The sequence below is a fragment of the Micromonospora rhizosphaerae genome (assembly GCF_900091465.1).
Lineage (GTDB): Bacteria > Actinomycetota > Actinomycetes > Mycobacteriales > Micromonosporaceae > Micromonospora > Micromonospora rhizosphaerae.
In genome coordinates this window covers 5,820,759-5,832,626 of the sequence record NZ_FMHV01000002.1, presented here as the reverse complement: position 1 = coordinate 5,832,626, position 11,868 = coordinate 5,820,759, and the positions used below count along the sequence as shown (strand labels likewise).

Genomic DNA, 11,868 nt, shown 5'->3' with positions numbered 1-11,868 from the left:
CGGCCTCGCGAGTGCAGGTCGCGCCTCCGGCAGCTTGTTGCGCTCACATATCGCGGCCGACCAGCCGTCACGCGCTAGCAGGGCCGCTGCGCCCAACGCGTTGACGCCACTACCCACGATCACGGCGTCATGAGTGTCGGTCATGCAGATTCCTTTGCGTCGCGCCGTCAAGCTGTCGAGCCCGCGCAGACTGGACTGGGCGTGAGCGTAACGCCTATGCCGGATATTTGTCGACCGTCAGATCGACGAAAGGACGCTCAGGCGGACTGGCACAGGTCGATCCGCGCCCACGTTGGGTCCATCGCCATCGGGCTCGCCGGGTCCGCTACCGCCGGGCGAACTACCCACACCCTGCTGGATACCCCCGCTCTCGTACCACTGCTGGGGTCAACTCGCGATGAACAGGCGAACAAGTGCCTCGACGTCATCGGCAACACTCGCGGCAGCCGGACGGTCAGGTACTCGGAGGCGCTCCAACCTCACCGCCACGTACATGCGACACGTCCCGGTCGGTCTTATCGGAGGCGAAGATATGCTGGCCGCCCACTCCTCGCCCATGAACAGCACGCAGAAGAATCGACGGTGCAACTAGGAAGATCGGCCGGCGGTCTCGGAGTCGCCGGGACCAGTTATTCTTCGACGTTTCGGCGCGGGGTGGTGGGTGGCAGCGGCAGGGTGTAGCCGGTGACGCGCTCCCAAGCGTGCTCCATCATGGCCATGTGGGCATCCATCACTTTCCTGATGCGCTGCTCGTCGCGGCTGGCGATGGCGTCCAGCGTCTGTTCGTGCATCGCAATGGACTCCCGCATCTCGGCATCGGGGTCGTAGGCGAGGACGTGTCGGGCTATCTCCAGACGTTCCAGCAGATCGTGCATCAAACTTACGATGGTGGGATTGTGGGTCGCCTCCGCAATCGCGAGGTGGAAGCGCAGGTCCAGCTGCCGAACCCCCTCCAGGTCCTTGGCCGTCCGCTGTAGGTCGAGAACCTCGCGGATCCGCTCGTGGTCCTCGTGCGTCATTAGGTGTCCGGCAAGAACGGCCACCGGAGTCTCGAACAGTCTGCGGGCGGCCAAGACATTGGCGACTTCACTGACGTTGGGTTCGGGGGCGGGCCCGTCGAGGAGGTACGCAGGAACGTAACTGGTCACCACGGTGGCGCCCTTAGCCGGCCCACCGTCCGAGACGATTCTGACCACCCGCGCCTTCTCCAGCTCGCGGATAGCCTTGCGAATGGTCTGCCGACTCACCTCCAGCTGTTCGGCGAGAACCCGTTCGGGCGGTAGTTTCTGCCCTGGTTTGAAGGTGCCTTGTCGAATGACTCGGCCGAGGCGTTGAACGACCGCATCGACGGTCCCGCGCCCCTGGATCGGCTGAAACTGTTGACTCATTCGATTCGGCTCCCCCGAAACCTAGGCGGTGATGGTCAGATTGTAGGTTTCCCCGTGGTCGGGCTGAAACGCCGCTTCGATCTCAGCGGCACGTTCGAACATGCGAACCGTGAACTTGACGTGGTCGAGGTAGTCCGACACCGAGATGCTCTCGTCCGGGCCGTGGATGCCGCTTGCCATTCGGGTGGAGCCGGGCGGCATGACGGCATGGATGCCGAGGGCCTCGTTGACGATGTGCAATGGACCGGCCCCAGGAACCATCGGATAGACGACGGGCTCGCCGAAGCAGTCGCGAGCGGCCTGCACGAGTGCGCGAGCCAGCGTTGAGTCACGGGGTCCCTTCGAGGCCGGCTCGCTGTGCAACACCTCAATGCTCACGTCGGTGAAGCCGTGCCGGTCCAGGTGCCTCCGCAGCTGATCGACCACGGCGTCGGGCGTTTGTCCATCGACCAGACGGATGTCGAGCTTGGCGGTGGCATGCGCAGGGAGCACTGTCTTGGCCCCCGGATCGGTGTAACCGGCACTGAATCCGGAGATGTTGATTGTTGGTTCCAGGACCATGCGGCGGCTGATCTCGGCGTTCGGTCGGCCGACCAGGACCCTGCGACCGGGCAGAGCCGCCTCCGCTGCCGACGGCACCTCCACGGCGGCGACGGCGGCCTCGTCTCCCTCGTCCGGCCTAGTCGCGTCGGCGCCGAACCCGTCGACCGTGGGGCGACCATCGACGTCGACCAGCGTGGCAAGCGCGTGCGCGAGCTCGACTGCGGCTGACCTGAACACTCCCGCGAACGCTGAGTGCTGGTCGCGGCTGAGCAGACGGCAGGTCAGCTCGACGTAGACGATTCCCCGGCAACCGAAGCCGATCTCGGGTTGGCCGTCGTCGCGTCGCAGGTAGCTCTCCCAGATACAGGCGTCGGCCCGGAGCAGCTCAGCATACTCCTCAAGCAGGTGGCGCAGACCCGGGCTACCCACTTCTTCGGCGCCCTCCGACAGCCAGACAAGTGAGCACGGTAGCGGGCGACCTGTAGCGCGAAAGGCCCGGATGGCATGCAGTCGTGCCATGATGTCGGCCTTGTCGTCTGCCACCCCGCGGGCAATGATGCGGCCGTTCCTCAGTTCGGCGGCGAACGGCGGGGCGGACCAGTCGCCGAGAGGCTCCACTGGTTGGACGTCGTAGTGCGAGTACAACAGGATCGTGTACGGCAGGGCGCCCTGCGCGCGCCCTAAGACGGCGGGAGCGGCGTTCGCGACCGGTACGACCCTGGTTTCGTCGAGTACAGGTGCCAGCTGGTCACCCAACCACCGAGCCATTTCATCCATCGCAGGGCCGCCCTCAGCCGAGATGGATGGGATGCGGCAGCACTCGCGCAACTCTTCGATCAGCTGCTCGCTGTTGGCGTCGACCCAGCTCATCGGGTCTGAACTACTGGGCATGGGACCCCTCCCGCATGCGTTCGGTTGCCGCATGGAAGCTGCGCACCCAGTGGCCTGGACGAAGCTCCTGCAGTTGCGGCATCGAGGTGGTGCATCCGTCCGCCTCTCGCGTATGCGGACAGCGATCAGCAAACCGGCAGTGCGTTGGCGGGTCGATGAGGTTGGGCGGAGCGCCTCCGATCGCCGACAGCCGGCCGTGCCGTACGTTTGTGCCGCCCACTGTCGGCATCGCGGCCATCAGCGCCTCGGTGTACGGGTGCTCGGGATGTGCGAACACCTCCGACACGGCGGCATGCTCCACGATCTGGCCGGCATACATCACGGCCACCCGGTCGGCCGTCAGCGCCGCCACTCCCATGTCGTGAGTGATGAGCAGCATGCTCATTCGACGTTCCTCACGGATGCGAGCCAGCAGGGCGAGGATCTCGGCCTGGATTGTCACATCGAGTGCCGTGGTGGGCTCGTCCGCGATGAGTAGACGAGGGCCGCAGGCCAGCGCCAAGGCGATCATCACGCGTTGACGCATTCCGCCCGAGAGCTGGTGGGGGTAGCCGTCGAGACGCCGGGCCGGATCGGGAATCCGGACCTCGCTGAGGAGCTCGACGGCACGTGTTCGTGCTTGCACCTTGGTCAGCGAGGAATGTCGGCGCAGCGCCTCCACCAAGTGGCTGCCGATCGTGAAGCTGGGATTCAGCGACGTGCTCGGATCCTGGAAGATCGTGCCGATGTCGCGACCACGCACATCCTCCATCTGACGCTCCGAGAGCGACCTGAGGTCGCGGCCCTCGAACTGAATGGTGCCCTGAACGACGCGGCCGCGGGTGCCTCCTGGTAGGAGCCCGATGATCGACATCGCCGTCGCGGACTTCCCGCAGCCGGACTCGCCCACGAGGGCCAGCGTCTCCCCCGGTTCGACCGAGAAGGTGACGCCATCCACCGCCCGCACGACGCCATGACGTGTTCTGAACTCCGTATGCAAGTCCTGTACCTCGAGCAGCGACACGATGGCTCCCTGCAGCTAGGGGACGACGGACGACGACGCCCGCCATCGTAGAGCCGAATCGGCCAGGATGGAACACAAAGTTTTCCAACTTGGGTGCTTTCCCAAGCCTCGATGGGCTGCTAGCTTTCACGCACCGCGGCCGGCCTTACGCGGGTCAGCCCCTAGGAGCGAATGGTGAGGTGGGTGTGTTGAGGAGCCGAGGATTCGGAACCACCAAGCGTCTTGCTGCGCTCGTCGCAGCTACCGTGTTGGGTGCCTCGGGTGCAGGGTGCACCGCGGATGTCACGGGCAAGTCGAAGGGCGTGGCGGGCTCGGAAACCGGCGTCATGACGATCAGTCGGGCGAACGATCCGACCTCGCTGGACCCCGCGCAGCAGGTGTCCACCGGGGGCGGACTCGAGACGTTAACCGCGTTCTACGACCGACTCGCCGATCTTGATGCCAGCGGCAAGATCCACCCGTCCCTTGCAACGGAGTGGAAGGTTTCGGATGACGGGCTGACGTACACCTTCAAGCTGCGTGACGGGGTGATGTTCCACGACGGATCGCCGTTCACCGCGGACGAGGTGCGGTTCACCTGGCAGCGCATCGTTGCGATGAAGGCTCCGGCGGCACAGTACTGGAGCAACGTGAAGGAAGTCGCCGTAGTCGACCCACGCACGGTGGCATTCCACCTGAAGCAAGCCAGTCCGACGTTCCTCCCCACTCTCGCCGGCCAGCGCGGCGTGTATATGGGCCCGAGCAAGGCGTGCGTCGAGGCCAACGAGAAGACCAAGGGCGACTGGGCCGCTGCCTACTTCACTGACCACGAGTGCGGCACCGGCCCTTACAAGTTGGACACATGGCAGCACAACCAGCAGATCACCTTCAACGCATACGAGAAGTACTGGCGTGGCTGGGATGGCAAGCACGTCCAACGGTTCGTTCAAAAAATCATCAAGGAACCGAGCACAGCGCAGCTCCTGCTCACCCAGGGCCAGCTGGATCTCGCGGCCGACTCGTTGCCGATCCAGGTCTATCAGCAGCTGAAGCACGGCGAGGGCGTGACGGTGGACAGCGCATCCACGACGACCATCGACCAGATCGTCTTCAACCTCGACAAGGGGCCGATGAAGGACCCCCGCGTCCGCGAGGCCATAGCGCTGCTCTTCGACTACAAGGCCGCCATCGAGCAGGCATACGCCGGGGAGGCGGATCGGGTGTTCGGCCCGATCCCTAATACGGTGTGGCCGAAGATCCCTGACCAGGCGAAGCGATTCGACCGCAATGTGGAGCCGGCCAAGCGCCTCCTGGCCGAGGCGGGCTACCCGGACGGCTTCACCCTGCAGTTCGACATCGCAGACCTCAACCAGTGGCGCAACCTGGCCCTCATCCTGGAGAGCAGCCTGGCCGAGGCCCACATCACCGTGAAGACCAACATCAGCACCTGGCCCGTGCTATTCGCCAAGTTGAGCAAGCCCAAGGGTGAGAAGCCGTTCGACATGGCCGGCTTCCAGATGTGGGCGGCCATCCCGGACCCGAGCGACATCCTCATGTGGTGGAACACGGATGCCACCACCGTCATCAACCCCGGCTGGGGAGACGCCAAAACCGATGCCCTGATCGACGGCGCGCAGACCGAGACCGACCAGGCCCAACGCTCCACGATGTACGAGCAGCTCATCACCACGATGAATGCAGACGTGCCGGCGATCTGGATCGACCAGCCCAAGGCACTGACCGCGATGAGGAAAGACGTTCATGGGTTTGTTTACAACCCTTACTACAACGGGCTTCTCGACTTCTACGCGCTGTCGAAGTCTTGAGACGTGAGGTGAACCTTGCGGATCCTTCGCCTCGGCCTGCGCCGCCTGCTTGCGCTCGTGCCCGTCCTCCTGGGAGTCACCGTGATCACGTTCGCGATCGTGCGGAGCGTGCCAGGTGACCCGGCACGAGCCATCGCAGGCCCGTATGCCGACCCACAGACGATCGCAAACGTGCGAGCGCAGTGGAAGCTCGATGACCCGATCAGCAATCAGTACCTGAGCTACCTGGGACGGCTGGTGCGAGGCGACCTGGGTACCTCCATCCAGAGCCGCTCGCCCGTCAGATCGGACATCGCGGCACTGCTGCCGGCGACGCTGGAGCTCGCTCTTTTGGCTCTGGCGATCATGGTTATCGTTGGCGTCGGACTCGGAGTGATGGCGGCGGCGCAGAAGAACCGGGCACCGGATCATGTCGCCCGCGTGATCGCAGTCCTGGGCGCTGCGCTGCCGACCTTCTGGCTCGCCCTGGTGCTTCAGTTGGTGTTCTTCCGAGTTCTTGACTGGTTGCCGGCGGTGGGACGCCTGACCGATGGCTTGGCCCCGCCGCCGAAGGTCACCGGGTTCTACACCGTAGACAGCCTGATCGCACTCGACATGACCGCGTTCAGTGACGCCCTGGCGCACATCATTCTGCCGGCGTTGACGTTGGCCCTCGCGGGCCTGGCGGGGATCTGTCGCATCACCCGGGCGTCCATGCTCGAGGTCCTAGAGCAGGACTACATCCGCGCGGCACGGGCGCGCGGGATCTCGGCTCACCGCCTCGTGCTCAGGCATGCCCTGCGCAATGCCCTGATGCCGACGGTGACTGTGGTGGGACTGCTGTTCGGCGCCTTGATCGGCGGCGCGCTGGTGGTGGAGTGGATCTTCGGCTGGCCGGGCGTCGGCACCTATGCGGCGACGTCCATCACCAACCTGGACTATCCCGCGATCATGGGAGTCACTGTCGTCCTGGCGGTCGTCTACCTGGCGGCGAACTTCGTCGTGGACATGCTCTACCTGTTGCTCAACCCCGTTCTCAGGGAGTATTGAGATGTCCACGGAATCGTCGCAGCGCAGAGCGCTCGTGCGCGAACGACGTCGACGTCGGCGTCGCGAAAGCTGGCACCTGCTGCGTGAGAACCCGCTGACGCTGTTCGGCATCGGTCTGGTTCTGCTGCTCGTGTTCGTGGCGCTCGTCGCGCCGCTTCTCACCCCGTACGACCCCGTGAAGCCAGACCTGCTCCACCGGTTGGAAGCTCCCAGCACGTCGCACCCGTTCGGTACCGACGACGCTGGACGTGACGTGCTGGCGAGGGTGGTCTACGGCGCCCGCATCTCCTTGCGCATCGGCATCTTGGCGGTGGCGGTCATCGTCGCCGTCGGCGTTCCCATCGGAGTGCTGGCCGGCACGGTTGGCGGTCGAGTCGACGCCGTCATCATGCGCATCGCCGACATGTTTCTCGCCTTCCCAACATTGGTTCTCGCCCTCGCGGTGGCCGCGACGCTCGGGGGTGGCCTGCAGAATGTCGTCATCGCCGTCGCGATTGCAGGCTGGCCCTGGTACGCCCGACTGGTGCGCTCCGCTGTGCTGTCGGTGAGGCACCAGACCTACATCTCGGCCGCCCGCGTGGGCGGAAGCTCGTGGTTGCGCGTGACACGTCGTCACATCCTCCCCAACAGCATCGCCCCGATCATCGTCCAGGCATCGCAGGACCTGGGGTTCGTGGTTCTGCTAGCGGCGAGCCTGGGATTTCTGGGCGTCGGCGTATCCATTCCTACACCAGAATGGGGAACGATGATCAACGATGGGCGCGCGGTGTTCATGAATGGCTGGTGGGTCGCGGCATTCCCAGGGCTGGCGATCGTGCTGACGGTCCTCGCCTTCAACCTGGCCGGCGACGGGCTGCGTGACCTGCTCGACCCCAGGAGCCGGAGATGAGCTCTCTCACCCTGTCGAACATTTCTAAGCGCTACCCGGTGCGCCGGGACCTGCTTGGGCGCGTTGTCGATGAGTTCTCGGCGGTGGACGGGGTCAGCCTCACGGTGCCACACGGCAAGACGTTGGGGCTGGTCGGTGAGTCCGGGTGCGGGAAGACGACCCTGGGGCGAATCGCGGTGCGCCTACTCCAGCCCACCACCGGAGAGGTGCGCCTCGACGGTCGGGATTTCGCGCGCTTCACCCGTCAGGAGCGAAAGCAGGTTCGTCCGAAGATCCAGATGGTCTTCCAGGACACGCAGACCTCGCTCGATCCTCGGATGACGGTTGAGGCGATCGTGGCCGAGCCTTTGCGGGCCAATCGGATTGTCGAGCGGTCCTCGCTGAACGAACGCGTCACGATCTTGCTCGAGCGTTGTGGCCTGGACATCGATCATCTCCAGCGCTACCCCCACGAGCTGTCGGGCGGCCAGCGTCAGCGTGTGGTCATCGCACGCGCTCTTGCCACCGAACCCGACGTGATCGTTCTCGACGAACCCACCTCCGCGCTCGACGTCTCCGTTCAGGCCCAGGTGCTGAATCTGCTCAAGGACGTACAGGACGAGCTGGGCCTCACCTACGTCTTCATCTCGCACGATCTCGGCGTCGTCCGGTTCATGAGCGACGACGTGGCCGTCATGTACCTGGGGCGGATCGTCGAGAAGGGTCCCGCGGAGGAAGTCTTCACATCACCGCTGCACCCGTACACGAAACTGCTCTTGCGGTCGGTTCCACGACCTGATCCGTCGGCCCGGGCGGAGCTGTCGACCAGCAGACCGGGAGAGGTGGCCGCGGGGACCGCCCTGCCCGCCGGCTGCGGCTTCGCCCCGCGGTGCCCCCATGCCCGGCCCGCATGCGGAGAGCAACCCGAGCTGCGCCAGATCGGTGGCCACGACGCCGCGTGCTGGGCGGCCGAGTCATGGCACCCCAATGGAGTGGAAGTCGGATGAAGATCTTGGTTATCCACCCCGTGAAGAGGGGGGTGCTGGACGAGGATCCGATGCCCCCTCTCCCACCATTCATCGAGGTCGAGAGCCGTTGGTTGTCGCGTGGGCCCACGTCGATCGAATGTCGTGCCGACAAGGCCCGTGCGGTGCCGGGAGTGCTCGACCTCGTGACGGAGTCGAGGGCCGAGGGCTTCGACGGCATCGTCGTGAACTGCTTCATGGAGCCGGGGCTCGCCGCGGCGCGTGAGCTGACGCACGTGCCGGTCGTCGGGCCCGCGCAGTCGGCAATGACGCTGGCGACGACGCTGGGCGGTCGGTTCTCCGTGATCCTGCCATCCGGAAGTGGTGCACCCATCGCTGCCGAACAGGCACGGCGCTACGTGGGATCCGAGCGGTTGGCGTCGGTGCGCAGCGTCGAGATGCCGGTAGCCGAACTTGGGGACACCGAGCGTCTGACGGCCGGCCTGATCGAGCAGGCGGAGCGAGCCGTCTCGGAGGACCGGGCTCACGTCGTGATCCTGGGATGCACCGGCATGTGTGCGACCACCACAGCAGTCAGCGCGGTGGTCAGCAGCCGCGGGGTGCCCGTCATCGATCCAACCTTGGCGGCGATTGGGGCCATCACCGCCCAGGTGTGTGCAGGAGTCAGTCACAGTCCACGGGCGTACGCAATGCCCAGATGGCGAACGGATGCAGCATGAAGACGTGGAAGATCAAAGAGCAGGATCTCGAGTCGATCGCGATCGGGGCGGGCATTCTCGGGACCGGCGGCGGCGGTAACCCTCACGTCGGAAAGCTCATGGCCAACAGGCTCCTGCGTGAAGGGCTAGACGTCGAGGTTGTCGCGCTGAACGACGTTCCTGACGAGTGGCGCATCTGCACCGTCGGGGGCATGGGAGCGCCGACCGTAACCATCGAGAAACTACCCCGAGGCACCGAGTCCGTGGGAGCGGTGCGCGCTCTCGAATCACACGTCGGTCACCGAATCGACGCGCTGATACCTGCCGAGATCGGTGGGGGCAACTCCATCGAGCCCATGATCGCGGCGGCGCGGATGGGAATCCCGATCATCGACGCCGACGGTATGGGGCGGGCTTTCCCCACGCTTCCGATGATCACATACTTCATCTATAGCCTGTCGTGCTTCCCGTGCGCGGTCTGTGACGACAAGGGGAACCAAATCGTCTATCCCAGTGGGGTCAACGTGCACTGGCTGGAGCGGCTGACCAGAAGTGCTGCCGTGGAGATGGGCGGCCACGCCGCTTGCGCGGTCGCCTACATGTCCGGCGCTGATGCCCGCAGGACGGCCATCGCAGGCACGCTCAGCTGGGCCCGGGAAATCGGCGAGAAGGTGCGCGGGGCGCGCCAGCGGCACTCCGACTCCATCATCTCCGAGATCCTCTCCGCGACCGACGGGACAGTTCTCTTCGAAGGCAAGATCGTAGATGTCGATCGTCGAACTGCGGACGGCTGGGTGAGAGGCCGAGTGCAGATGGAAGGCGCGCAAGCCTACGCCGGGTCCGAGATGACGATCTCGTTCCAGAACGAGAACCTCATCGCGTGGCGGGACGGCATAGTCGTCGCAACCGTGCCCGACCTGATCTGCATCGTCAACAGCGACGACGGAGAACCCGTCACCACCGAGATGCTGCGGTACGGCTATCGGGTGAGCGTGCTCGGCATCCCTTGCTCGCCGAAGCTTCGCACCCCAGAGGCGCTCGAGGTGGTTGGTCCGAGGGCGTTCGGATACGAATTGGCCTTCCAGCCGTTGGAGGACTTGGCATGAGAATCGGAATCGACGTCGGAGGCACCAACACGGACGCCGTCTTGATGGACGGCGCAGAACTGGTCTGCAAGGTCAAGACCCGGACCACCAGCGACGTGATGTCCGGCATCACCGACGCCATCGGGACGTTGCTGGACGACGCGAACGCCACCCCAGACGTTCTGCTGGCGGTCATGATCGGAACCACGCACTTCACCAACGCCGTGATCACCCAACAGGGTCTCGCGCCGACAGCGGTGATCAGGCTGGGGTTGCCCGCAACGCAAGCCGTCGAGCCGCTCGAGGACTGGCCTGGCGATTTGAGGGCAGCGGTCGGCGGTTCGTCGGTGCTCGTGCACGGCGGAAACGAGTTCGACGGGCGGGAGCTGTCGGCTCTGGACCCCGACGAGTTGCGAAGCGCGGTGCGGAAGCTCGTCGACACGGGGGTCGAGTCGATCGCGCTCAGTGCCGTCTTCTCCCCGATCTCGCCCGAGATGGAGCGTCGCGCGGCGCGGATCATCCAGGACGCGGCCCCAGGCCTGAGCATCACGCTCTCGCACGAGGTAGGGCGGCTGGGGCTCCTTGAGCGTGAGAACGCGGCGGCTATCAACGCGTCCCTGCGCCCGCTCGCCCGACGCACTGTGGCGGCGTTCCGCCGCAGTCTGGTCGACAGAGACATCAAGGCACCGCTCTACCTCACCCAAAACGACGGCACCCTGATGCTTGCCGAAACTGCCGAGAAGTTCCCGGTCCTGACGTTCGCGTCTGGTCCGACCAACAGCATTAGAGGTGCCGCCTTTCTCTCCGGCTACCAGGACGCCCTGGTCATGGACGTGGGCGGGTCGACCGCTGATGTCGGTGCCCTGGCCCAGGGTTTCCCCCGTGCCTCCTCAGTCAACGCGATGTTCGCTGGCCTACGTACGAGCTTCCGCATGCCCGATCTGATCTCCATCGCGTTGGGGGGTGGCACCGTGGTGGTGGGCGATCAACCCGCCATCGGTCCCACCAGTGTCGGTCACGCGATCAGTGAGCAGGCGGTCGTTTTCGGCGGGGGGACACTCACCGCGACGGATCTGGCGGTGGCTGGCGGCCTGACGTCACTGGGTGACTCCTCGCGGGTTGCCGATCTGGACCCCGGGCTGGTCGCGCGCGGGCTGAGCACCATGCGGGCGATGATGGAAGAGACGCTCGACCGTATGAAGCTCGCTCGTGGTGATGAGCCGGTCATCGTCGTCGGTGGTGGGAGCGTCCTCGTACCGGGTGAGCTGAAGGGTATCTCCGACGTGATCCGCCCGGAGCACTTCGAGGTCGCCAATGCCGTCGGGGCGGCCATCGCTCAGGTGAGCGGTGAAGTGGATCAGATCATGAAGCTGGACGCCGGGCGAGAGGAGATCCTCGGGACCGCTCAACGGCTCGCCTTCGATCGCGCACGGGCAAACGGCGCGGACGGCGACTCCCTGCGCGTGGTGGAGGTCGAGGAGATTCCGCTGCCATACCTGGAAAAGGCGATGACTCGTGTGCGGGTCAAGGTTGTCGGAGACCTGGCCATGACGGGCGCTCGTGTGTGACCGG

General features: G+C 65.3%; 10 protein-coding genes. 7 read left to right on the top strand and 3 right to left on the bottom strand.

Annotated features, from left to right (window positions below; all coding sequences use genetic code 11):
- Nucleotides 1-629: 629 nt before the first annotated feature.
- The 3 genes from GA0070624_RS27515 to GA0070624_RS27505 are packed head-to-tail and all read right to left on the bottom strand — an operon-like array spanning nucleotide 630 to nucleotide 3,825.
- Nucleotides 630-1,388 (bottom strand): FadR/GntR family transcriptional regulator, encoded by a 759-nt coding sequence (locus tag GA0070624_RS27515; RefSeq protein ID WP_091345777.1) that lies wholly within the window; start codon nucleotides 1,386-1,388, stop codon nucleotides 630-632.
- Between the two features lie 21 nt (nucleotides 1,389-1,409).
- A complete protein-coding gene (locus GA0070624_RS27510; protein ID WP_176731909.1) occupies nucleotides 1,410-2,801 on the bottom strand; it encodes a M20/M25/M40 family metallo-hydrolase in 1,392 nt (463 codons plus the stop codon).
- 10 nt (nucleotides 2,802-2,811) lie between these two features.
- Nucleotides 2,812-3,825, bottom strand: a complete 1,014-nt coding sequence (locus GA0070624_RS27505; RefSeq protein ID WP_245719035.1) for an ABC transporter ATP-binding protein — start codon at nucleotides 3,823-3,825, stop codon at nucleotides 2,812-2,814.
- A gap of 179 nt (nucleotides 3,826-4,004) precedes the next feature.
- On the opposite strand from GA0070624_RS27505, the gene GA0070624_RS27500 reads away from it, so the two are divergent.
- Genes GA0070624_RS27500 through GA0070624_RS27470 form a run of 7 tightly spaced genes read left to right on the top strand, consistent with a single transcriptional unit; the run spans nucleotide 4,005 to nucleotide 11,864 of the window.
- Nucleotides 4,005-5,630 carry an ABC transporter substrate-binding protein gene (locus GA0070624_RS27500; protein WP_141715201.1) on the top strand — a complete coding sequence of 542 codons (1,626 nt, stop codon included), beginning with the start codon at nucleotides 4,005-4,007 and terminating at the stop codon, nucleotides 5,628-5,630.
- A gap of 15 nt (nucleotides 5,631-5,645) precedes the next feature.
- A complete protein-coding gene (locus GA0070624_RS27495; RefSeq protein ID WP_091345773.1) occupies nucleotides 5,646-6,659 on the top strand; it encodes an ABC transporter permease in 1,014 nt (337 codons plus the stop codon).
- A 1-nt stretch (nucleotide 6,660) separates the two neighbouring features.
- Nucleotides 6,661-7,548 (top strand): ABC transporter permease, encoded by an 888-nt coding sequence (locus GA0070624_RS27490; RefSeq protein ID WP_091345772.1) that lies wholly within the window; start codon nucleotides 6,661-6,663, stop codon nucleotides 7,546-7,548.
- Nucleotides 7,545-8,534 carry an ABC transporter ATP-binding protein gene (locus GA0070624_RS27485; RefSeq protein ID WP_091345771.1) on the top strand — a complete coding sequence of 330 codons (990 nt, stop codon included), beginning with the start codon at nucleotides 7,545-7,547 and terminating at the stop codon, nucleotides 8,532-8,534. The genes GA0070624_RS27490 and GA0070624_RS27485 overlap by 4 nt, the downstream gene beginning before the upstream one ends.
- The gene (locus GA0070624_RS27480; protein WP_176731908.1) at nucleotides 8,531-9,232 is read left to right on the top strand and encodes an aspartate/glutamate racemase family protein; all 702 of its coding nucleotides are present in this window, start codon (nucleotides 8,531-8,533) and stop codon (nucleotides 9,230-9,232) included. The genes GA0070624_RS27485 and GA0070624_RS27480 overlap by 4 nt, the downstream gene beginning before the upstream one ends.
- Nucleotides 9,229-10,317: an S-methyl thiohydantoin desulfurase family protein gene (locus GA0070624_RS27475; protein WP_091345769.1), complete on the top strand. Its 1,089-nt coding sequence runs from the start codon at nucleotides 9,229-9,231 to the stop codon at nucleotides 10,315-10,317. The genes GA0070624_RS27480 and GA0070624_RS27475 overlap by 4 nt, the downstream gene beginning before the upstream one ends.
- On the top strand, nucleotides 10,314-11,864 hold the full coding sequence (locus GA0070624_RS27470) for a hydantoinase/oxoprolinase N-terminal domain-containing protein (RefSeq protein WP_091345768.1): 1,551 nt from the start codon (nucleotides 10,314-10,316) through the stop codon (nucleotides 11,862-11,864). The genes GA0070624_RS27475 and GA0070624_RS27470 overlap by 4 nt, the downstream gene beginning before the upstream one ends.
- Nucleotides 11,865-11,868: the final 4 nt, after the last annotated feature.

Excerpts from the sequence above, each read along its gene's own strand:
- GA0070624_RS27515 (WP_091345777.1), bottom strand. The coding sequence starts at position 1,388 with ATGAGTCAACAGTTTCAGCCGATCCAGGGGCGCGGGACCGTCGATGCG.
- GA0070624_RS27510 (WP_176731909.1), bottom strand. The coding sequence starts at position 2,801 with ATGAGCTGGGTCGACGCCAACAGCGAGCAGCTGATCGAAGAGTTGCGC.
- GA0070624_RS27490 (WP_091345772.1), top strand. The coding sequence starts at position 6,661 with ATGTCCACGGAATCGTCGCAGCGCAGAGCGCTCGTGCGCGAACGACGT.
- GA0070624_RS27485 (WP_091345771.1), top strand. The coding sequence starts at position 7,545 with ATGAGCTCTCTCACCCTGTCGAACATTTCTAAGCGCTACCCGGTGCGC.
- GA0070624_RS27480 (WP_176731908.1), top strand. The coding sequence starts at position 8,531 with ATGAAGATCTTGGTTATCCACCCCGTGAAGAGGGGGGTGCTGGACGAG.
- GA0070624_RS27475 (WP_091345769.1), top strand. The coding sequence starts at position 9,229 with ATGAAGACGTGGAAGATCAAAGAGCAGGATCTCGAGTCGATCGCGATC.
- GA0070624_RS27470 (WP_091345768.1), top strand. The coding sequence starts at position 10,314 with ATGAGAATCGGAATCGACGTCGGAGGCACCAACACGGACGCCGTCTTG.